Here is a 22,710-nt window from a genome sequence, read left to right as displayed (position 1 = left end):
CTTAAACTTAATTGGCCTGCTCTCTGTGTTTAGGGATAATTCTTACCTGTTTAATACGAGCTCCCTGTATGCGCTCAATGATGGCAAGAAAGTCAGGGAATGAAACCGTATCCCCTTCTTTTGGGACCGAGCCTACCTGGTGTAATATCAGACCAGCTACGGTAGCAACTTCCTCCTCTTCCTCTTCGATACCTAATGTTAATTCATGATTTAAGGCGCGCTCAAGGGCATGGAGGGTACAATCTCCGCGTGCGATGATGCTGCCATCGCGCTGTTTTACCCAGGCATCATGAGTTTTGTGGAATTCATCCTGGATAACACCTATAACCAGATGCAATAAATTATCCAAGGTTAAAAACCCCACGATAGCCCCCTGGCGACCATAAACCAAAGCAAAATGAGGCATTCCCTCTTGAAACTGGCGTAATAAGGACAAGGCAGGTTGTCGGTAGGAAATTTTGGGTACAGGCCTTATTAATTCCTCTAAAGACAGCTCTCTATTGGCTTGTGTTTCGTGTAATAGGGGTTGTAAGTCTTTCACATGAAGGATGCCAATAATTTGTTTCTTTGCTCTATCATAGACTGGATAGCGACTGTAGCGATAGCGATTTAGAACTTCAATTAATTGGTCACTGGCAATGTGGCTATCAAGCATAATCATGTCATCATAAGGACGCATAACATCCATAGCACGCAGATCACCCAATTCCAGCGTATGAGCCAGAATGCTGCTTTCTTGCTGGGTCAATTCACCGTGTACTTGACTGGAACGCAAGATTAATTTGATTTCCTCACTTGAATGAAATTGCTCACCTGGATGGATAATGTCCAATCCCAAGCGTTTAAGAAGAAAATTGGAGCAGGAATTAAGTACCCAAATGACGGGATACATTAACCAATAGAAAAAATACAAGGGCGCGGCTGTCCATAATGAAATTTGCTCGCTTTGGCGAATAGCCAGTGATTTTGGCATTAATTCACCGACAACAATATGAAGAAAAGATAAGAGTGAAAAGGCGATGACAAAACTAATAAATTCAATCAAAGCAGGTTGGACAAGGCCTAATTTCAATAATAGTGGCGAAAGTAGACGAGTAAAAGCTGGCTCCCCGATCCAGCCTAAACCCAGGGAGGCCAGGGTTATACCAAGCTGACAAGCTGACAAATAAGCGTCGAGCTGTTGATGCACCTTTGCCAGAATATTGCCGCGCCAGGGATATTGCGTTTTGATTGCCTCAACTCGTGTGTGGCGCAGTTTTACCATGCCGAATTCAGCGGCAACAAAAAAAGCGTTCAATAGAACGAGAGCAAAGCCGGCAAGAATGAGAAGAAAATTACTCATAATTAAATATGGTAACTGGAGTGCGTCATCAGTTTAGATACTCCCTGCATTAGTTTTTTAATAACAAAGGGCAATTCTGCCGCACCGGCTTCTTTGGCAACATCGGCATGGTGCATTTCATCCTCATACATCTGAGCCAGGATGGCTTTGCTCTTTGTGTCCTGAACGGGCAATTTCTGCAAATGTTTGTGCAAATGAGCAGAGACTTGTAATTCGGTTTCAGCTACAAAACCAAGGCTCCAGCGATCGCCAGCCAAGCCGGCCAACGCACCAATCATAAAGGAACCAAAATACCACAAAGGATTTAACAGACTTGGTTGACTGTTTAATTCATGCAGGCGCTCTTCACACCAGGCCAGGTGGTCAATTTCTTCTGCAGCTGCTTGCTCCATCTGGGTTTTGATCTCCCCTAGTTGCGCTGTCAACGCCTGGCCTTGATACAATGCCTGAGCGCAGACCTCGCCTGCATGGTTAACCCGCATTAACCCCGCGACATGACGCTGTTCATTTACTGCCAATGGAGGTATGGCAAGTTCTGCACCGGGTGTATTCCGTTTGCTGATCCTCTGTGCAGGAGGGATTAGGGTGCGTAAGGCTGCATCCATCCCGCATAGCAAATTTTCAAACACGCTTAAATGGCGCATGGGAGTCTCAATTAAGATGTGGTTAGCTAATGGTAGCCTGAATATGGTCTGGATTGAAGCAGTGGAGGGGTTTTTAAAGGAGGTGGAAATGATCGGGTGTAATTTTGATTAAATATTGCGCAACTAATTGTTGGGTGAACTATAGTAAAAAATGAACGGTTCGTCATTTACGAGAGATTATGCCCTTTTCAGCAAGAAAACTGGCCAAACAAGATGTTCAAGCCTTGATACAACCTACCATTAAAAATCTTAAGGATGTCCAAGAAGTTAATGAGCAGATCATTAATGATACGAAATTCTCCATTGAAGAGGATCTCGATAATTTATTGCGTAGAGGAGCGATACCGAAAAAAGAATATACTCTGCAAATGGCACAGAGCCATGTAGAATTAAATAACAGGCTTAGTGCTAAAAAGCAAATTAATGAAACATTGGAGCGATTTAATCAATTTGCAGATGAAAAAAACGAAATTTCCTCCTTTGGGATTGCAGCAGATACAACACGAGAGGAATTAAAAGAGCTTATTTCAATTTTAAAAGCTAAACGTGCTACAACCGATGATCCAAAAGAAAAACGTTTTTTAGATACCATTTTACAAACAGCGGAATCCTATAAAACCATGATCGATGCAGGAAGAACTATCTCAGAAAAAGAGATACCTATCCTGGAGAGTGAACAACACTATGCCAACCAGGTATTCGCTTCATTAGCTCAAACTAATAAAGTCAAACCGGATGTTCTTAATAATTATTTAAATCAATTAGAAGAAATTAAAGCTTATAAAGAAAAAGCCAACAACGATCCAAACCTTTCGTCTGCAGAGAAAGAGGTTGTAAATCACCTGTGCGATTCATTGAGTAAGGAAATTAAAACGACTCTGACTGCTTTAACTACCCTTTCAACATCAGAAGCCGGCGTGGTGGCAACTACACCCGAAGATATTATAAATAATCATCAAAGCAAGACCGCAATGCATTTAGTAGCTGCAAGAGAGCTGGAAACCAAAGTACCCGTTACCTCCGGCTTTAAAGGGTTGATTAATAGCCTTTGTATTGCCCTTGATTATAAACCGGTTTTTACGGCAGCTGGAACAGTCCAAAACATGAAAAGCCAATTGAACGCGATAAAAGGTCATGAAGAAGTGGTACCGGAACGAGGTCTAAACATGCAGTAAAAATAGAGCGTTCTATTTTAGCATTAAAACCGAGCCTTGATTATTATACGGGCGGAATAATCTTCAGTTGAACACGTTGATTTGAATTTTATTTGAATTTAGAATCGTCCATATTTAACCTTGCGAGGGCGTTCTAAATGAAAAAAATGAGCTCTATTATTGCGGTTTCTGTACTAATGTGTGCTTGTGCATCTATAAAGCTGGATCCTCAGGCAGCACGGGTCATCGCATCTCCTAATGCAGCACCTAAAGGATGTAAATATGTAGGGCAGGTGGTAGGAAATCAAGGTAATTTCTTTACTGGCGATTGGACGTCCAATAAAAATCTCGAAGAAGGTGCTATGAACGATTTGAAGAATAAAGCAAGCCGGCTGGGAGCTAATTATATTCAAATCATTAGTAATCGAGCTGGAAATACCGGCTCCATGAGCGGATTTGATGGGAATATGAGCGGCCATATGTCACAAACCAATGTTACCAATATGGGTAATGCCTATATCTGTCCACCAAAGAGTATTGGTCTATAAGATAGGCGTAAAAACTAGAGTTTTATACTAAAAACCCTCCTTTTGAGGGTTTTTATTCTCTATTCAAGAGGATGATGCGAGAAAACAGTTTAGCCGGTATTTTGCCTGTTTGTATGCCCTTTAATATTTCAATCTCTCTCTGCTAACGATTAACCTTCAAATCCTAAGTTTTTGCTTTATCTATATTTCTAACTGCTATTATTACAATAAGATCTTAACTGCGGGTGTAAGTGGTCACAGGGAATGTAAATGTCGTCATTACGAGCCTTGGCAAAGCAACCCAAAGGTACTGGTTTGCTTCACTGTGTTTGCAATGGCACAGATTTTGTTGTAACCCGCGAGCTTATAAGCGAGTTGGAGTAAGCAGCAATGCCAATATATAGAATAACGGTATTTATTCTGCTTTTTGTTTTATTACTTTTATCTGCTGCCAAGGCGGCCGAATCGCAATTTCAGTCTAACATCGGTTTTAATGCCCCCCAGGCTCTTAACCAGCTTGAAGAGATAAATCGCGAATTGGCAACGAAGGTGAATTATAGTGAGCTGTATGAGGCGGTCAAAACGATCAATGTACTCAAAGAGCAGGCCAACCAGTGCATATCAAAAGGAAAAGCAGAATTACAAAAAATTGATGGGATGCTGAAAAATAACTCCGTATTGACGGTTTTAAAGGAAGAAAAAGATACGCGCTATCAATATTTAATTAACCAGAGAAGTCTCAATGAAAAACTAACTGCAGAATGTATTTTTTTTGATTATAGGGCTCAGGAGGTAATTAATGAAATTAATGCCAGAATGTCTAAAACCCGCTTATCCAACCTTCTAACCAGAACATCGCCGATTTGGGAGAAAATCGATAGCCAATTCTTCACACTCCCACTCAATGAGCAAACGTTTTACCAGTATAGCGGCATTCAACAGTTGAATAGTACCCATCTTGTCATAGTGGTTAGTATCTTGTTGGGAGGCATTGCTTTTGTTTTATTTGGAATTAATTTTATCAAGAACAATATTAAAAAACCATTTTTTATCAAAGAGATAACTCCCATCCTTCAATGGCCGTTATCGTTCCTTTTTCCTATCTTGCTAGCTAATTTATATTTTCATTGGGTTTTGGCGGGAGTGGTACCCTATCCAGGAATTATTTTATTATTCAATGCGTTATTCTACTATCTGCTTGCTATTGCCCTGTTAAGATTCGTTCTCCTTATAGGCGCAAATTATATAGGCTATATGACGGACAGTCTAAGAGCTGTTTTACTAAAGCGATGTACTGTTCTGATGACTATACTGCTTTGCGGGGCTCTAGGAGCCATTTTAATACGCGGGCAATGGGTTCCCCCTCAACTTTTAGAGCTACGCATCACTCTTTTCATTACCTTGCTTAGCCTGGCTGCCTGTTGGTTAGGATGGCTTATTTTCCGGCCTCCTTTTTTTAAAACAATCTCTTCTCTTAAAGCTAAATTGGCTAAAATTTTATTAGCCGGTATGAGCTTATTTACTATTGTTATGGCTTGGCTAGGCTATATTAATTTTGCTATTCACTTTTTTCCCAATGTCTTTGCCAGCATCTTGTTGATATGGATCACCTGGAAGGTAACCCAACTATTTGGAAAGGTCTATTTTTTATTAAGTGCTCCTGAACAACCTCTTTCGCAAAAAATTCATGCCTGGATGGGGTTAAAACCCCACAAGAAACTCATTGAACTATTCACTATAAGAATGATTCTGAATGCGGGCTTCATTCTATTTATGCTCTTCATATTTATGAAAATATGGGGAGTTTCCCAATATTACATTGATACGGGTAAAGCACTTTATTTTAATGGCTTTACTATTGCTGATATTTCCATCTGGCCAAAACGAATAGTAAGAGGCGCCATTCTATTCTGTATACTTATTATGTTGGGTAGGGCCTTGTCGACTTATGTAGCACGCCGTAGCGCATTTAAAGGTGAATTATATCGCCAGGATACTATTGCTACGCTCATCACTTATATTGTTTTTGTCATTGCTGTCATATCAGCCCTGTTGATGGCCGGGGTTAATTTCATGAGCCTTGCCGTCATTGCGGGTGCCTTATCCATTGGAATGGGTTTTGGTTTACAATATCTTGTCAGTGATTTTGTCAGCGGCATCATTTTGCTAATGCGTAAACCAGTTACACCGGGTGATCTGGTTATCATTGATGATACGGAAGGTTACATAAAAAAAATACGTTTATTATCGACACAAATAACGACTTTAACCCATGCTGATGTCATTATTCCCAATTCAAGCCTGATTAATAAATCCTTTACCAATTATACCTACCATAACAATAAAATGTGCCGCATGAATAGCCAGATTATTCTTGATAGTAACAGTGATTTTGAGCTAGCCAAGCAACTTTTACTTGAGGTGGTCAAGAGCAATCCCAATGTCATTCAGGAGCCTCCCCATCAGCCTATAGTGCTCTTTGAATTAACGCCTGCGCATAATATTTTATATGTTGTCATTGATTTGTGGTATTTCATTAAAAATGTCGATTTAAAACAACTTGTTTCAAGCGACATTAATTATGCGATTGTCAAAGCACTGAAAGACCATAATCTTTGCCCTGGACAAAAAGAGGATTCGTGACCCTTGATTACTCGTTTTGGTGGTTAAAAATTTAGCAAGGCTTCTTTATAACAGGACAGGCGTACCTGATTAAAGAAAAATAGTTAATAGGCAATGCTCATGGCTGCATTTTTGTTTGTGTCGGACTGGAGTGCTGGAGCAGCCGCCTCACCAATCATACGAGTCATCAAGACAAGTAAACTAAAAGTTAACGAAGCTGTTAGGGAAGTTAGCCCGGTAGGAATAATAGCCAATCCTAAAACAGCTGCTCCGGTACAACCTGAAATAAAAGCAAAGCCTCCTCTAAAGCCCACGGTTGCTATTTTCATAAGAAAAGACGTATCGCTATTCTTATTAGCAAATAACCAGTTGTGGGCGATCATCGCTGGAATAATCGTTAGTGCTCCCCCAAGGGCACATGCCCCAGCCAGTGTGCTGAGTGATTCAACAGTAACCATATGGTTTCCGGCGGCTAACAAGAGATTGCCAAAAACACCATTTTTTGCCCCGCCAATAGCACCAACAGCAACATCGCCGACTAATTGTTTTTTGGTACGTTCAAAAAATTTGCTCATTGGCCTTCTCTGGTTAAGTCAAGAATTTGAGACATAATGGTATCAAATAAAGCAATGCTTTTCATGGTTAATATTTTGGTAAATTATTGGTTACCTTGTGGAGGGAATGGCGTAAATCAAGAGAACGAAAATGCATTTTACAAGGCTGGGATGCGAATTTTTCATATAGGCAAGAGATATCCCAGGCATGTGCAGGCGCGTTTGTATCGATGTGGAGTATGCAAAAAGAGCATAAAAATAGTAGCCCACCCTGGCTGCAATCAGTTTATTCGCCTGCGCGATGAGTCAGATTGGACTTTGAGTCCAATCTGGCTATTAGCTTGAGCAAGTCATGTCCTGGCCACAGCAGACAGGTGATTTAATCATGCCACATCCTTTCTGGCATTTTGCCACCTGTATTTTATGGTTATCCTTGTTAATTGTATCCTTAACCAGGGACGTATTGCATTTACTGCAGGTTAAGCCTTTTACACCCATTCCGCATTTGTTGCATGTGCATTCCATTACAGTTCCTCCAATGGGGTTAGTTATTGGAGTATAGGTAATCTTTTTAAAAAATTAAAATCAGAAAAGGCATGAGCGGGATAACTCCATTCTTTAACTCATGATATGGCTGGATAACCTTGTTAATTGGCCCACTGCGGAGTTTTTAATGAATAGTAACTGGGTAATCTGGATTTTGCAGCAAGCGGGGCCCAATTCTTATTGGCGGGATGAGAGCATCCAGCCTTTGTATTCTTCATTTTTTAAGCTATTTTGTTGATTAGATTAAGAAGTTAGACGAAAGTACAGCGTTGACGCGGAATTTTGTAAAAAAACTGAAGGAGAAGAAACATGACCCAGGCAGTTCCAGAGGGGTTTCATACTGTTACACCAACCCTCACCTTTAAAGACAGTCAAAAAGCCATTGAATTCTACAAAAAAGCATTTAATGCCCAACTTGTTGATCTTTTTCCTAATCCTGACGGAAAAGGAATTATGCATGCCACAATCAAAATCGGTAATTCGATTATTATGATGGGTGATGAGATGAATGGCGGGGAAAATTGTGCAAAAAGTGCTGAGACACTGGGACAGTCACCAATAGGACTCTTTCTTTACGTCACTAATGTGGATGCCTTCTTCAAGCAGGCTGTTGCTGCCGGAGGCCAGGAAACAATGCCAGTAACCGATATGTTTTGGGGGGATCGTGCCGGGCATCTTCAAGATCCTTTTGGTTATTCCTGGATGATCGCGACACACCAAGAAGATTTGACCCAGCATGAAATTGGGAAGCGGGCCGAGGCCTTCTTTGCATCAATGGCAAAAAAATAGAAGCTGTTCCTATTATGCCTCATTGTGTTGGGCGAAGCGCCCAACTTACCTGCTACCCCTATTGCGCAGGAAGACAATGTTTATCATTTTCGGTAGACGAATCCAGTGGTTTCCCGCCTTAGATTAAAATTGGCAAATTAAAAGCCGATAGCCCTAAAAACTCGTTTGTGCAAAATAGGCCGGAATTTCCCTGCGCAACAAGGGTATGATAAGAATTGAATATAGCATAAATAGCGAGCTATTTTTCTTAAAAAGATGACCGATAAATTAGGGTGGAAAGCCGGCGGTTAAAATTGGGGGTGAAGACCCTAAGAAAGGATGCAGTTGCGAATACCAAGAGTTTATTTGCAAATTTAGTGACTATTAAATATAGTACTCGCCAGTTATATTGGTGTAAAAATATGCAGTCAACAATGCAAGTTCTTCAAATAGCGGATGAGTATATAAAAAAGCATCCTTTAGAATTGTTAAGCCGTATCGACCTGGAAGGTCAAACCATTTGGATAAAGCGCCGTCCACCCTCTAAAAGAACGAGGTGGCACCGCCTGGCCTCGCTGTTAACTTACGTCATTCCTATCGCTACCTTTTATCCTACAGTGGTTACAGATAAATCGGATAGTTTGATCCAGGAAGCAGAGCGCCTGCGTCTATTTGCTACAAAAGGCTTGCCCGTACCGGACGTTGTAGCATCAACGTCCCATTACATTATTACCAGCGATGTTGGTTTAAATTTGCAGCAGTTGGCAGAGCAAATCACCGATCGCGAAGAACGAGTTGCTTTGTTTGAAAAAGCAATGTCTGCCCTTGTCAATTTACACCAGGCTAATTTGTGTCATGGCCGGCCTTCTTTGCGCGATATGACTTTGCAAAATGGCACGGTCTTCTTGATTGATTTGGAAGAAAATCCTGTGGCAGTAATGAGCCTCGCGCAAGCACAGGCAAGAGATATCTGGCTGTTTTTTTGTAGTGTAGCGCGCTATTGCAAGCAAGATTATTCGGTATTGGCTCACCTGTTTCAAATCTATGCGAATAATGCCTCGCCGGCTACGATGGCAGCCTTGAGGCAGATGGTATTGGTCATTAAGCCGGTACGTATCATATCGGAATATTTGCTCGCAGCGGTTAAATCAAGAGATCTCCGCAATGCCGTACAAGCCAATAAAATGCTTGAAAAATGCCTTAAGAAATCGAAGTGTTAAGGATTATCTTGGTTCTGGATTTATTGTAACTGTCGTAGCGGAGTCGAAACACCGGACAGATGAGCAGGGGGATTTCCCCGGATGCAGTGAATCGCATCCGGGTTATTTTTATCGGTAACCAGGCGAGTAGGAAGAACTCTCATCAGCAATTGCTTGAACAATAGAGGCTACTGGACGCGTAAAGAGGCTAATGATGCTGAAAAGAGCGCCTAAGCTTTCCGCTATCATCATTGACCCTGCATGGTATGCGCTTTCCCATGCTTCACCAAATTCTTGTGCAGACTCCTCATCCAAGAGGCTAGTTGTCTTCTGCTGATTAAGAGACCAGGTATAAAATCCTTTAGCTAAGGAGGCAATAGCATTCGCAAGATGAATTGTAGCGTCAAGTGCAAACATTGGTTCTAAATAAGTATCAATAAACGGATTTGCCACGAATGCAACGAAATCAGATTGTTTTGTCTTGGTTTTTTGGATTGGAGTAAACATAGTAAAAAAACGCTGAGTTGCGAATTTCAACAATTCCTCATCGGTTTTTTCAAAAATAGGATTAATCAGTTTTGTCATCATGAACTCCAATATCAGGTTAATTATTTTGCAATGGCATGCCTACGTCCTGTAGGAACAGTAAATGCCCCATTCAATCCAATGGCCGGGAGTTTTACGGGAAAATGATAAAAAATGCTACCTCTTGGACATAAGGTAGAAAACTAGCGCAGTGTTCAATCTTCAGCGATTTCCCACTGCAGTTGAGGTAATGCGAAGGATTGCAGCACCTTGATCATAATCCCGTAATTAATACAGAAATATCGGTAGAATAGCCATCATTAAACGGATAAACTCGGTGGACAATTTTAATGTTTTTGCCAGGGATCATTATGCAAACTTCAAAATTGCCCTTCATATTTTTCTGCACGGTTATTTTAGCTTCTTGTTTCCCAGTTAATGCTGCCGGGGCTGTTTCGCAGTCGGAGTCTGATGCTGCTCGCATTGCAATGCTGGAAAAAGCCTTGGCACCTGATAGCCCAGCTAACGTCGCTGCCTTATTTGCGCAGGCTAATAAAGATCGCAATGGAGCTGTGCAATTTATGTTGTTTTCTCCGCCCCTGAAAAATAACTACAAAGACAATTGGCCTTATTGGGTATCTGGAACATCCAGTCCCTGGATTACTTCTTATAAAATTAAAGAGACGTCAAAAGAGAAGACGGTCTGGCAATTTCAAATTACTTATCAATGGGCTACTTCGAGCGGCCCCTTTAACCCGCCGTTGGTCCAAACGATTGTTGTAGAACCCGTGCCTAAGGATAGTGATTCCTCTCAAAAATGGTTGATAACCAAGTTTAAGGAAAATTAATCTAATTTTTCCTGTGCTCCCGCAACTGTCCGGTGCAAACGGACGTATTGCCGGGTGCACAAATTAAATCTGTTTTTTATAGTTTTCTTGCAACCATTTCAAGAGTTTTGGTTGTTATTGGCGTTTCTCTTTCCGACACGTTTCAAAGAAAAACTAATTTCTTCCAAGAGGTTTCCAGTGCGCCAACAAAAGCGTTGAGCCAGTCAGGTTTTATTGCACCGTTTGTCGAAGTTCAAGACTCTGATGACGATGAGCAACAGCAATCGAGTTTTAATGGTCTTGGTTCTACCAACTCCTAATTTTTAGTCCACTTATTCCCCGCCAAGCGGGGTATACGGAATCCGCCTTGGTTATTTCTCCACCGGTTCGCTTGAATATTCTGGCAGAAAACCCCCGGCCTGCATTTGCCACATTTTGGCATAATGTCCTTTTAGCCCGATTAACTCTTGATGAGTTCCATCTTCAATAATCTGGCCATTATCAAAGACCAGGATTCTATCCATTGCAGAGAGAGTGGATAAGCGATGAGCAATAACAAGGGTCGTTTTTCCTTCCATCAAACGGTGTAAGGCATCCTGAATGTATTTTTCGGTTACCGAATCAAGTGCTGAAGTGGCTTCGTCTAAAATGAGAATGGGTGCATTTTTTAATATTGCCCTTGCAATCGCAATGCGCTGGCGTTGCCCGCCGGATAATTTGATGCCCCGCTCTCCCACCATCGATTGATATCCTTCATCGAGCTGGCTAATGAACTCATGGCAGTGGGCTTTTTCCGAGGCAGCAATGACCTCGTCATCGCTTGCACCCGAGCGCCCATAGCGAATATTTTCCATTAGCGTACGGTGAAACAAGGAAATATCCTGGGGAATTAACGCGATGTTTTCTCGCAATGACTCTTGCGTTACCTCACTAATATTTTGCTGATCAATGGTTATCCGACCGGATTCAACCGCAAATAGTCTTAAAATGAGGTTTACAAAAGTACTTTTACCGCTTCCTGAAAAACCAACAAGACCTACCTTTTCACCAGGATGAAGCACAATCGTCTTATTTTTAAAAAGACGCGATCCTTTATCATAATGAAAGCTGACATTTTCAAATTGGATTTCACCCTGATGAACAACCAGGGGTTTTGCATCCTTAACGTCTACAATGTCATGAACGGCATTAATGATAGAAAGGGCCTGTTTGCATTTACCGATTTGCTCGGAAAAGGCAACGAATTGACCGGCAATAAACCAGAGATTCCATAATATACTGATGGATAGGCTAATAATAAAACTAAAATCGCCTACCGTTACCAGATTTTGGCTGTACATCCGCCCCAGCAACCAAAGATTGAAGCCTAATAAGGCAACGATACTGATATCCCAATAAATTCTCATGTGGATGATCTTCGCCTGCATCTTCCTGTCTTTTTGTACCGTGTCAACAATGGCTCTGCTGATATAACTGTTTTCATAAGCATGTTTGGCGAACAAACGAATATTCACAATATTACTGATGCTATCTACCATTTTACCCACTACAGAACTACGTGCTTCGGCAAAGACATGGGAAAGCTTTTCAATCGGTTTTAAAAATAAAAAAGTGATGAGTAGAAAACTGATAACCCAGGCAATCAAAATGAAGGCGAAGACAGGATGAATGAGCAGTAAGGTAGTGATAGCGATGATAAGGCCTAATAATTGGGCATACATATCATCGAGAGTAGTAAGAATTTCAATAATTCCACCCTGCATATCGGAAATTTTATTAATTAAACTACCAGCAAAATTGTTTTGGAAATATTGGTGAGAATGCTGGTTTAAGTACGCAAACATCTTTTCCATGGTGTCCTGGCGAAGATTGGGGAACAGTTTCATTTTGACCCAATCCAGGAGGCGCATATCAAGGCATAGGCCTATCCATACTGCGATATATAAAAAAATGTAAGGTTGAATTAGAGCAAAGGATGAGCGATCGCCAGCCGTTGCCACCGCCTTATCAATAATGATCTTAAGAATATAAGGCAGCAGGGTATTTGTTATTGCCCAAACGAGGGCGACAAAGGCAAAAATGGCCAGATAACTTTTATAGGGCTTTAAAAGACTAACGATAAATTGAGTGAGTGATTGCTGTGTATTATTTTTCATAATGACCTGAGGGCAAGAGCAGTTTAAATGGTCTAAATTACTCACCCTGGCGTTCGGGCTTGGTATGCGCTATGCGCCATCTCTGCCCGAACGCCAGGGTTAACGGTAACAAAAACTTAAGTCTAATTGGAAGTATAAGCAAAAAACCAGGGTTTATTTACCGGACATCCTTTATGCAGGGTATTCTGCTGAGCCCCACGCTTTAGGGTTTGATAAAATTGCTGAATGGAATTCCTTTTTGATTTTTACATTGCGAACCATCTATCTTGTTGTTTTTTAAAAACGCGTTTAACTCGTCAGTTTTATAAAAATAAGAGACAGTTGATCCTTTCCCATCGGGGGTTCCCGTAAAAAAATAGGTGTGTTCAGGTTGTAAGGGATCAAAACGGATAAATTTCCCCGGAGCGCAGACGAAATCGTTAGGTTGGGCACGATAGTAAGCTTCCCGCTGCTGCGTCTCCTTAGTCTCTATCGAACTGGTTTGATGCATTACGTAAATAAAAGGAAGCAGGCAAAGTAAAGGAAGCCATAAGATGGTTGTAGAACGATAAGCATATTCCGCCAGTTTGCGAGAGTGGTAGAGCGCATAAAGCGCGATCAGTGGGTAGAGCCAGATAGAATAACCGATGATTGAAATATAGTGCGGATGCTCGTTTCTAATTTTTGTTGCTGCGGAGCCACCACACAGACCTGCATAACAGGCATAAGCAACGAGCATATAGGGTACGGCCAATAGGGAAAGCCAAATCACTGTAATTAAAAAGGTGCGATAAAAATGGTACATAGACTTGTAACTCCCTCGCCATTTCAAACGCAGTGGGAGATCTCCTAATTCCCGGGAGATTCTTCACTGATTCGGTGAAAAAAGGATGTATCAATCACTCTATCTATCTTTAATTAGCCAGTGAATATAAATAAACCGGGACTACGGAATTCTTCCCATGTAATCCATTTTTCCTATTTCCACACCTTGATTTCTTAAGATGCCATAGGCTGTTGTCACGTGAAAGAAAAATTGCGGCAGACCATAGTGTAAGAGATAGGTTTGGCCGTTAAAGGTTCTTTCTTTAGGGGTGCCGGGGCGAATGGTGATTTCTTTTTCTTCACTACCATTAAGCTGTTCGGGTTTAATCGCAGCGATAAATTTCAGGGTTTTTTCAATGCGTGCCTGTAAGGCTTCAAAGCTATCTTCATTATCGTCATAAACAGGCACCTCCACCCCCGCTAAACGGGCAACAACTCCCTTGGCAAAATCAGTTGCGATTTGAATTTGGCGAGTAAAATTAAACATATCTGGAAAGAGGTTTGCCTGCAGCAGGGAATCAGCTGCTATTTCACCACTGACCAGGTGAGTTTGAGCCTTATCCAGAATGGTATTTAATGAATTCAGTAATTGTTTAAAAACTGGAACTGAAGCATTGTACATTGAAATAGCCGGTTTCATTTTTTTCCTTAATAAAATTGGAACAATATTAATCGACAAAATTTTTATCACAGATTACTTCAAGTGCCAACTGCTTGCCTTTATTCTATATTTAGTTTGTAGCTCTAATTCAAGGAAAGATAATGACCGAGCATGAAAACTTTAAAAGGTGGCTAAAAAACAAATGTTCTCCGCAAGCCGATACCATAAATACCTTTGAATATGGTGTAATACATGCCCTCTATAATCCTCGACGCGAGGTTTTCATCATGCTGCCAAGCCAAAAAGAGTATTCGCGAGAAATGGTGGAAAATGCTTTTCACAACGAGGTGGAAGTGAATCATTTAATTATTGAAATGCTGGAGCAATAAGGCCAGGCTTGATACGAAAACGATATTGATTTTGGCTACAATAAATAAACGAATCCAAGGGGCTTTAAACGATGCGGGAATTACTAAAAGGGAATATTCGGCTGGTTATTACCTATTGGGTTTTTGGAGTAATCCCCGAGATTATTTATAATGGTATAGGGAAGGTAATCGAGAAATACTACTTTCAATTGGCAACAACCTCTCATATGGAGTGGTTTTTTTATCTCTATCTTATTTTCCCCTTTATTTATTTCCCTTTAATTTATGTTGCAATTTGGCGAAGTAGTAATAAATACAAGGGGCGTAGACTCTGGCGATGGCTTGCCAAATTGGCAGTTATACCGGGTGCTGTTCTACTTATTGTGAAAGCGGTTTTATTAGCAAATTTATTCTTCAGGGCTAGCTTGTCCGATAAAATTAAAATGGAAGTCACTCAGCTAAAGAAAGGCTTACCGAGTAAAATTGACTCCGACACCGAAATTTACGCGATTTCATTTGATAACAAAACAATTACCTACAGCTATCGGTTACTGAAGGCGGATAAATCAGAGGTTGATCTGAATTACTTTAACGAAAACATCAAACCCGAATTAATAAAAGAAATTTGCAGCGACAAGGATTTAAGTCGTTACGTTAAGCAAGGGATCATTTTTTCTGCTATTTATGATGATAAAAACGGCGCTGAATTAGGCCGGGCCTCTGTGAAGCCCGGTGATTGCAAATAATGATGTATGAGATTTGATGCGTATTCCATGTGTCATCTTGGGTTCCCTCCACATCATCCTCTTGAACGTAGCGGGAGAATCTCCTGAGGGCCCAGGAGATTTTTCTCTTTGTTCGGGGTGACAATTGAAGAGGGATTTTTAGTGATAGACTTAAATGGAAGCACTCACCAAAGGCGTTTCCTCTTCTATCTGTAACGCAGTAAAATTACTGGCGATTTTATCGATTTGCTTATGGCGTTCGGTTTGCATAAAAAAAGCGCTTCCGGTTAAACATACTTTCCCTACAATCATCAACAAGCCTAGGCCTGTAGCAGCAAGGACGATGTTAGCCAGAATAGGCTTCCAAAGTGCCCGGTGTTGCATATCGAGCATGCCTTTTCGCAGTTCTTTTTCAAACGCCATTTTCGCGACTTGTCGTTCCTCGTTATTTTGCGCATAAATAAATTTGTTGGCAAAATGATTGAGATTGAGTGCTAAAACAATGGCTTTTTTACCTTCTTTCTCGGCCTCTTTGTCAATAAGATGATCATATAATTCTCCGCCGTAGCTTCTTAATTGGTTAATATGGCTATACAGCAGTGAAATTTGTGCATTCTTTTTAGCAGAATAAGCTGAGCTGGTTAAGGGTACTGCTTCTGGTAATAAAGCCAATAGGGTGACAAATTCTTCTTCTGTAGTTATTCGCTCGAGGATATTTTGATAATCGCCTCCCTTTGCAGTAAAGAATTCAAGGAGGTCACTATTCGGCAATAACGGTAAAATATTTGTCCAATTAGCGCTGTATCGTGCGTATAAATCAGGCAGGATAATATTGCCTCTATCGTCTTTAAGTGCTGCTAAGCGCTCGGTTTCGGGTATTAAGGCCAATAGGGTGGTTAAGGTTTCTGAAGAATAGATAGTACCCATCAGGAGATTATTGACTTTATTCGCCAGCAAGCGATGTGATTCGTGCAATAGGCCAAAAACCATCGCTAAAGTGTCTTTCTTGTTAATAATTTGACGCAACAGATTGATGTGCTTGCCATTTTCTTCGTTGACTGCATCCCAGCGTTGAATGGCAGGTAAGGCGGTTAGAATAGTCTCCAAGGCTTTGGGGTTTTTGGCTGCAAGATGGAGTGTCGAATCGCCATTACTATTTTTTTCATTAACAGCAGCGAGGCGGTCTGACTCAGGAAGCGACATTAAAATCGTTTTTAATGCATCGGGGTTTTTGGCTGCAAGATGGAGTGTCGAATCGCCATTACCATTCTTTTCATTAACAGCAGCGAGGCGGTCTGACTCAGGAAGCGACATTAAAATCGCTTTTAATGCATCGGGGTTTTTGGCTGCAAGCTGTAAAACACTCTTGCCTTTACTGCCTTTGCCATTGATTATAGCCAAGCGCTCTGATTCAGGTAACAAGGTCAAGGCAATCGTTAAGATTTCGGGTAGTTTTGCTACCGCATGTAGAAGTGTGTTTTCGACCTCATCTTTTTCTGTGAGTCGTGCTACACGCTGTTCTGGGGGCAATGAGGTTAGAATAAATTTCGCTAATTCATAATTGCTGTAATTTAGGGCGAATTGCAGGCATTCGAAAAAGCCGCCCAATCGCTCCCTATTGTCAACAATGGCTTGATTAAGGACGGTTAGTTGTTCGCTATTAAAGAGGCCATTTTCTATCATGTAACCGAGCTCTACTGGTAAAGCTGGTTCGCATGAAATTTGTGCATGCTTGAATAGTAGCGTGTAGTAGCTTGGAGGAAAGGCAAGAAGAAGATTTAAATAAGTCTGTTCGTCATTAATCACTAAGTGTTTTAAATTATCTTCAAGGTAGTATGTGGGTAGTGTCGTGGTTGTATTAGTACCGGCGGCAGGTAAAGGGCGTGTTCTCCCATAAAGCCGTTGAGTCGCTTGCAACTGTTCTGGCGACAAATGAGGTCGGGTATCCAGTGTAGCTGCATTGGCTTCATTCTTTAGAATATCTTTTAAATAGGATGCAGCCAGCTCGACACAGTTTTCTCTTCTTAAATGTTCACAAACATTATTTAATGAAAAAAGAACACCTTCTTTGGTTTTCAACTCTAATAATGCTTCCTTCAGCGTGTTTGGAAGCGATTCCAGATAGCCAAAAAAATCAGTCACTGCTTTTTGTGTATCGATACTGGCAAAGGGTTCTCCTGTTAGGGTTTCACCTCCCGAAAGAAGCTGCTGAATGAACTCATTAATGACTTCTCGAGGTGTCTGGCCCTTACTGACTAGCACTAAATTTTTTTGCAGTGTTTTGAAGGCATCATTATGTTGATAAAGTGCTTCGGCTAAGTTTGGGTATTGCGTTTTGAAGGCATTAAAGAATTTTTCATGGGTGGCAAAATCAAATTGTATGAGATTGGCCACCTCAAAGAGTTGACTGCCGCTAACAGCCAATTCGCGCAAGGCAGCACGGGAGGGAGTCTGCTCTAAGCAGGCCAGACTTTTTTCTTGGAAACGAAAGAGAGGATTTCTTGTGCGTTCACGCAATGAATCCTGACTTGCATCGGAATTAACCTCATAGTTGACCAGCGTGGTAACGTTAGGGGCTAATATGCCTAACATGTCTCCCATGGTCTTGGGCTTAAATAAAAGTTCGGCAATTTGCCAATAGAGTTGATTACATTCTCCGTCTGGCATTGCAAACAAGCTTAAACACGTCCCTGCATTTCCTTCAGCACGGGAGTTACAGCGAACTAAAAATACCTGGCGAAAGGCTTCTAAATCCTTGCTGTAACATAGAAGTTCTAGCAATGATTCAATTTGGACGTGAAGCTCTTGCTCGATCACTTCTGCCCTGAGGCTTGGGTAATCATGGGCTATCCCCAAATCCTGTAATAACGCACGCTTTTCCTGGAGGAGATTAACTAAGGCCATCCGCTTATAAAGTTCTTCTTCCTTGACGGCAGTTTGTTCTTCTGGAGAAAGTAAATCCAAAATAGTTTGCAATGCCCGGGGACTATTAATAGCGACATGGAGCACAGAGTTGCCTGCGCTGTTTTTCTTGTTGATGGCCTTCAGGCGAGCCGTTTCGGGCATTGAGGTTAAAATAGCTTTTAACGCGTCCGGGTTGTTAACAGCAAGATGTAACACACTGTTACCTTCACTGTCTTCCTCATTGATTGTAGCCAGGCGATCTGACTCCGGGAGCAAGGTTAAAGCAGTCGCTAATGCTTCCGGTTTGCCCGACATCATATGCAGGAGAGTGTATTTGTACCCGTCGTCTCCATCATAGGTTACTTTGAATTGCGCCAGGCGCTCCTCAGGGGACAATGAAGTTAGAACAAGTCCCAATAACTCATAATTGCTGTAGTTTAAGGCGAATCGCAGGTTTTCGGCAAAGCCGCCAAATCGCTCCCTATTGTCAACAATGGCTTGGTTAAGCGCTGTGAACTGTTCCCTATTAAAGAGTCCGCTCCTCATCATTTCGCCTAACTCTCCCGGCAAATCAGGATCGCAGGAGGTTTGCACCTGTTTGAGGAATAGCGTGTAGTAGCTTGGGGAAAGCGCAAGTAAAAGATTTAAATAAGCCTGTTCATCATCAATAACTAATTGCTTTAAACCTTCTTCCAGGTAGTGTATGGGTAGCGTTGTGGTGGTATTCGTACTGGCGGCGGGTAAAGGGCGTGCTCTTCCATAAAGCCGTTGAATCGCTTGCAACTGTTCTGGCGACAAATGAGGTCGGGTATCCAGTGTAACTGCATTGGCTTCATTCTTTAGAATATCTTTTAAATACGATGCAGCCAGCTCGACACAGGTTTCATTTCTTAAATGTTCGCAAACACCGGTCAATGAGGTGCCTGACTGAGTTTCTAATAGTAATAATGCTCCTTTAATGGCGTTAGGAAGCGATTCCAAATAGCCAAAGAAATCGGTTACGGCTTTTTGAGCCTCGAGGCTGGCTTCGATTTCCCCGGTTAAGGTTTCGCCGCCTAAAAGAAGCTGTTGGATGAACTCTTGAATGACTTCTCGTGGTGATTGCCCTTTTCTGACTACCACTAGGTTCTTTTGAAGTGTTTTGAAGGCTTCATTGTGCTGATAAAGTGTTGCGGTTAATTCTGGGTATTGCTGTTGGAAGGCATCAAAGAATTTTTCATGGGTGACAAAATCGAATTGCACGAGGTTAGTCACCTCAAAAAGTTGATTGCCGCTAACAGCGAGTTCGCTTAAAGCAGCACGAGCGGGTTCCTGCTTTAAACTGCTAAGGTTTCTTTCTTCAAAATGGAAGACCAGATTTTTGGCGCGTTCGCGTAACGAACCCTGATTGGCATCAGAAGCAACCTCATAGCTGATTAGGGTAGTGATGTTAGGAGCTAAGATGCCTAACAGGTCTCCCATGGTTTTAGGCTCAAATAAGCGCTCTGCAATGTGCCAGTACAATTGATTGCATTCCCCGTCAGGCATCGCAAACAGGCTTAAACAAGTACCGGCATTTTGTTCAGCACGCTGTTTACAACGGTCTAAAAAACCTTGGCGAAAGGTTTCCAAACCCTCGCCAAGAAGTTTTACCAATGCTTCAATTTCGTCGTGAAGTTCTTGCTGAATCGTTTGTGCCTTAAGGCTTGGGTAATCATGGGCTACCCCAATATCCTTTAGTAGCCGTCGTTTTTCCTGAAGGAAATTAAATAAGGTCGTTTGCTTATAATAGTCTATTTCCCTGACAGCAATTTCATAATCGGGCGGTGGTAATAAAGCTAAAATAGCCTGCAAGGATTCTGAATTATCAGCGAATTCATATAAAATTTTATTGTCTTCGCTGTCTTCTTCAAGGAGTGCGGTGAGGCGATCGGTCTCAGGTAATAAAGTTAAGACGGCTTGTAAAATTTTCGGCTCATCAGCGATTCGCAGCAGTAAACTCCGCTCGCCTTCATGGTCTCTATCTCTGAGTGCAGCCAGGCGCTTATCTTCTGGCACAACGGTGAGAACAGCTGCCATTGCTGCCCAATTATCAATAGGCATCGTATGCAGAACACTGTTACCGCGTTTGTTTTGTATGGTGAGTGCTGCAAGACGCTCAGTTTCCGGTAACAGCGCTAAAAGACTTGCCAAGGTTTGTACCTCTACCCGATGCAAGAGGGTATTGCCTCTATCGTCTTTCTCTGTAACTGCTGCAAAGCGGTCGGCTTTAGGCAGTAGAGTCAACAGCATGATAATGGTTTCTGGTTGAGAAAAAAGCCTTTGCAGGAGGCTGTTGCCTGCGCGATTTTTTTCTTGAATTGCCGCCAAGCGGTGTGACTCATGTAATAAGCCAAAAACCACGCCTAAGGCATTTTTTTTATAATAGACCAGTCGATGCAAAAGACTGGCATTATTGCTGTTTCTTTGTTTGACCGCTTCCCAGCGCTGATCTTCAGGCAGCAAAGTTAAAATAGTTTCCAAGGCTTCGCGCTTATCGATCACGTAATGCAGGCTAGAGTTACCTTCACCGTTCTTCTTTTTCACGGCAGTTAAACGCACGGATTCGGGTAAGGAGGTCAAAATGACTTTCAACGCCTCTGAATTATCGGCGGCACAATGGAGTATGCGTTCTCCGTCGCTGTTCTTTATGTTGATTGCAGCCAGGCGATCGGATTCGGGGAGGGAGTCTAAAATAGCTTTTAACGCTCCCGGGTTATTGGCAGCAAGATGGAGTGTGGAGTTGTGTTTACTGTTTTTTGTGCTGACTGCCACAAGACGGTCGGATTCAGGTAATGACGTTAAGATAGCCTTTATGGCTTCTGGATTATTGGCAGCAAGGTGTAAAGTACTGTTGCCTGTTGCATCTTTTTCATTGACTAAAGCCAAGCGTTCCGACTCAGGTAGCAAAGGCAAAACAGTCCTTAATGCTTCTGGTTCTTCCGTCAAGAAGTGCAAAAACGTTTCATCTTTGCGATATTTTATTTTGAAGGGCGCCAGGCGTTCATTAGAAGGCAATGGCGTTAAAATAAGTTTTATTAATTCATAATTGTTATAGAGGGCGAATTGCAGGCATTCGGACAAACCGCCCAAGCGCTCGCTATTGTCAACAATAGCTTGGTTAAGGGCAGCCAGTTGTTCTTCATTAAAGAATCCATTCTCTATCATTTCACCCAGTTCTTCCGGTAAAGCTGGCTCACAGGTAATTTGCGCATGTTTGAATAGTAGGGAGTAGTAGCTTGGGGGGAAGGCAAGAATAAGATTTAAATAAGCCTGTTCATCATCGATGACTAATTGGTTTAAACTCTCTTCGAGGTAGTGTATGGGGAGCGTTGTGGTGGTATTCGTACTGGCGGCGGGTAAAGGGTATATTCTTCCATAAGGCCGTTGAATCGCTTGCAACTGTTCTGGCGACAAATGAGGTCGGGTATCCAGCTTAACTGTATTGGCTTCATTATTTAGAATATCTTTTAAATACGATGCAGCCTGCTCGACACAGTTTTCATTTCTTAGGTGTTCACAAACATCGTTTAATGAAAAGCTTTTCTTGGTTTTCAACCCTAATAATGCTTGTTTAAGGGAGTCAGGAAGCGATTCCAAATAGCCAAAGAAATCGGTTACGGCTTTTTGAGCCTCGAGACTGGCATAGGTTTCCCCGGTTAAGGTTTCGCCGCCTAAAAGAAGCTGTTGGATGAACTCTTGAATGACTTCTCGTGGTGATCGACCTTTACTGACTATCACTAAGTTCTTTTGAAGCGTTTTGAAGGCTTCATTATGCTGATAAAGTGTTGCGGCTAATTCTGGGTACTGCTGTTGGAAGGCATCAAAGAATTTTTCATGGGTGGCAAAATCGAATTGCACGAGGTTAGTCACCTCAAAAAGGTGATTGCCGCTAACAGCAAGTTCGCCTAAGGCAGCACGCGATGGTTCCTGGTTTAAACTGCTAAGGTCTCTTTCTTCAAAATGGAAGACCGGATTTTTGGCGCGTTCGCGTAACGAACCCTGATTGGCATCAGAAGCAACCTCATAGCTGACTAGAGTAGTGATGTTAGGAGCTAAGATGCCTAACAGGTCTCCCATGGTTTTAGGCTCAAATAGACGCGCTGCAATGTGCCAATAGAGTTGGTTGCATTCCCCGTCAGGCATCGCAAACAGGCTTAAACAAGAATTGGCATTTTGTTCAGCACGCTGTTTACAACGGTCTAAAAAACCTTGGCGAAAGGTTTCCAAACCCTCGCCAAGAAGTTTTACCAATGCTTCAATTTCGTCGTGAAGTTCTTGCTGAATCGTTTGTGCCTTAAGGCTTGGATAATCGTGTACTAGCTCAACACCATTTTGTATTAATTGTTGTTTTTCGACGAGTAAATGATGGAATTCTTCAGTGATTAAATTAGCCACAAAAACCTCAAATTATTGATTAGTTGAG

General features: G+C 41.8%; 18 protein-coding genes. 10 read left to right on the top strand and 8 right to left on the bottom strand.

Going from position 1 to position 22,710, the window contains the following annotated elements; all coding sequences use genetic code 11:
• Window positions 1-7: 7 nt before the first annotated feature.
• The gene (locus Lfee_RS10195; RefSeq protein ID WP_058446462.1) at window positions 8-1,342 is read right to left on the bottom strand and encodes a hemolysin family protein; all 1,335 of its coding nucleotides are present in this window, start codon (window positions 1,340-1,342) and stop codon (window positions 8-10) included.
• A gap of 2 nt (window positions 1,343-1,344) precedes the next feature.
• Complete coding sequence (gene coq7, locus Lfee_RS10190; protein ID WP_058446460.1) at window positions 1,345-1,986, bottom strand: 2-polyprenyl-3-methyl-6-methoxy-1,4-benzoquinone monooxygenase; 642 nt, start codon at window positions 1,984-1,986, stop codon at window positions 1,345-1,347.
• A 179-nt stretch (window positions 1,987-2,165) separates the two neighbouring features.
• Here coq7 and Lfee_RS10185 point away from each other — a divergent pair, with 179 nt between their 5' ends.
• The 3 genes from Lfee_RS10185 (at window position 2,166) to Lfee_RS10175 (ending at window position 6,310) form a co-directional block, all read left to right on the top strand.
• The gene (locus tag Lfee_RS10185; protein WP_058446458.1) at window positions 2,166-3,161 is read left to right on the top strand and encodes a hypothetical protein; all 996 of its coding nucleotides are present in this window, start codon (window positions 2,166-2,168) and stop codon (window positions 3,159-3,161) included.
• 137 nt (window positions 3,162-3,298) lie between these two features.
• Window positions 3,299-3,688: a DUF4156 domain-containing protein gene (locus Lfee_RS10180; protein WP_058446456.1), complete on the top strand. Its 390-nt coding sequence runs from the start codon at window positions 3,299-3,301 to the stop codon at window positions 3,686-3,688.
• A gap of 369 nt (window positions 3,689-4,057) precedes the next feature.
• Window positions 4,058-6,310, top strand: coding sequence for a mechanosensitive ion channel domain-containing protein (locus Lfee_RS10175; protein WP_058446454.1), 2,253 nt, complete (start codon window positions 4,058-4,060; stop codon window positions 6,308-6,310).
• An 83-nt stretch (window positions 6,311-6,393) separates the two neighbouring features.
• On the opposite strand, the gene Lfee_RS10170 is transcribed toward Lfee_RS10175, so the two are convergent.
• Complete coding sequence (locus tag Lfee_RS10170) at window positions 6,394-6,864, bottom strand: hypothetical protein (protein ID WP_058446452.1); 471 nt, start codon at window positions 6,862-6,864, stop codon at window positions 6,394-6,396.
• Between the two features lie 331 nt (window positions 6,865-7,195).
• Here Lfee_RS10170 and Lfee_RS17405 point away from each other — a divergent pair, with 331 nt between their 5' ends.
• The 3 genes from Lfee_RS17405 to Lfee_RS10150 all read left to right on the top strand — a co-directional run bounded on the left by Lfee_RS17405 (window position 7,196) and on the right by Lfee_RS10150 (window position 9,377).
• Window positions 7,196-7,405: a hypothetical protein gene (locus tag Lfee_RS17405; RefSeq protein ID WP_058446448.1), complete on the top strand. Its 210-nt coding sequence runs from the start codon at window positions 7,196-7,198 to the stop codon at window positions 7,403-7,405.
• A 293-nt stretch (window positions 7,406-7,698) separates the two neighbouring features.
• Window positions 7,699-8,178: a VOC family protein gene (locus tag Lfee_RS10155; RefSeq protein WP_058446446.1), complete on the top strand. Its 480-nt coding sequence runs from the start codon at window positions 7,699-7,701 to the stop codon at window positions 8,176-8,178.
• Between the two features lie 413 nt (window positions 8,179-8,591).
• Window positions 8,592-9,377, top strand: a complete 786-nt coding sequence (locus tag Lfee_RS10150) for a BUD32 family EKC/KEOPS complex subunit (protein WP_165482139.1) — start codon at window positions 8,592-8,594, stop codon at window positions 9,375-9,377.
• Between the two features lie 108 nt (window positions 9,378-9,485).
• Here Lfee_RS10150 and Lfee_RS10145 read toward each other — a convergent pair whose 3' ends face one another.
• Entirely contained in the window at window positions 9,486-9,944 is a 459-nt protein-coding gene (locus Lfee_RS10145; RefSeq protein WP_131753156.1) for a hypothetical protein, read from the bottom strand.
• A 308-nt stretch (window positions 9,945-10,252) separates the two neighbouring features.
• Between Lfee_RS10145 and Lfee_RS10140 the strand changes: the two genes are divergently transcribed.
• Window positions 10,253-10,729, top strand: coding sequence for a hypothetical protein (locus tag Lfee_RS10140; protein ID WP_058446826.1), 477 nt, complete (start codon window positions 10,253-10,255; stop codon window positions 10,727-10,729).
• Window positions 10,730-10,761: 32 nt separating this feature from the next.
• Entirely contained in the window at window positions 10,762-11,028 is a 267-nt protein-coding gene (locus Lfee_RS10135; protein WP_112854719.1) for a hypothetical protein, read from the top strand.
• A gap of 51 nt (window positions 11,029-11,079) precedes the next feature.
• Here Lfee_RS10135 and Lfee_RS10130 read toward each other — a convergent pair whose 3' ends face one another.
• The 3 genes from Lfee_RS10130 to Lfee_RS10120 all read right to left on the bottom strand — a co-directional run bounded on the left by Lfee_RS10130 (window position 11,080) and on the right by Lfee_RS10120 (window position 14,308).
• Window positions 11,080-12,864: an ABC transporter ATP-binding protein gene (locus tag Lfee_RS10130; RefSeq protein ID WP_058446824.1), complete on the bottom strand. Its 1,785-nt coding sequence runs from the start codon at window positions 12,862-12,864 to the stop codon at window positions 11,080-11,082.
• Window positions 12,865-13,066: 202 nt separating this feature from the next.
• Window positions 13,067-13,648 (bottom strand): hypothetical protein, encoded by a 582-nt coding sequence (locus Lfee_RS10125; RefSeq protein ID WP_058446440.1) that lies wholly within the window; start codon window positions 13,646-13,648, stop codon window positions 13,067-13,069.
• 141 nt (window positions 13,649-13,789) lie between these two features.
• Window positions 13,790-14,308: a DUF1993 domain-containing protein gene (locus tag Lfee_RS10120; RefSeq protein ID WP_058446439.1), complete on the bottom strand. Its 519-nt coding sequence runs from the start codon at window positions 14,306-14,308 to the stop codon at window positions 13,790-13,792.
• A gap of 122 nt (window positions 14,309-14,430) precedes the next feature.
• Here Lfee_RS10120 and Lfee_RS10115 point away from each other — a divergent pair, with 122 nt between their 5' ends.
• Together Lfee_RS10115 and Lfee_RS10110 are read left to right on the top strand one after the other, a co-directional pair.
• Complete coding sequence (locus Lfee_RS10115; RefSeq protein ID WP_058446438.1) at window positions 14,431-14,658, top strand: hypothetical protein; 228 nt, start codon at window positions 14,431-14,433, stop codon at window positions 14,656-14,658.
• 71 nt (window positions 14,659-14,729) lie between these two features.
• On the top strand, window positions 14,730-15,383 hold the full coding sequence (locus Lfee_RS10110) for a hypothetical protein (protein WP_058446435.1): 654 nt from the start codon (window positions 14,730-14,732) through the stop codon (window positions 15,381-15,383).
• 150 nt (window positions 15,384-15,533) lie between these two features.
• Here Lfee_RS10110 and Lfee_RS10105 read toward each other — a convergent pair whose 3' ends face one another.
• A complete protein-coding gene (locus tag Lfee_RS10105; RefSeq protein WP_058446433.1) occupies window positions 15,534-22,682 on the bottom strand; it encodes an alpha-amylase family protein in 7,149 nt (2,382 codons plus the stop codon).
• Window positions 22,683-22,710: the final 28 nt, after the last annotated feature.

This window comes from Legionella feeleii, assembly GCF_001467625.1.
Classification (GTDB): domain Bacteria; phylum Pseudomonadota; class Gammaproteobacteria; order Legionellales; family Legionellaceae; genus Tatlockia; species Tatlockia feeleii.
This window is presented reverse-complemented; position numbering and strand designations above follow the sequence as displayed.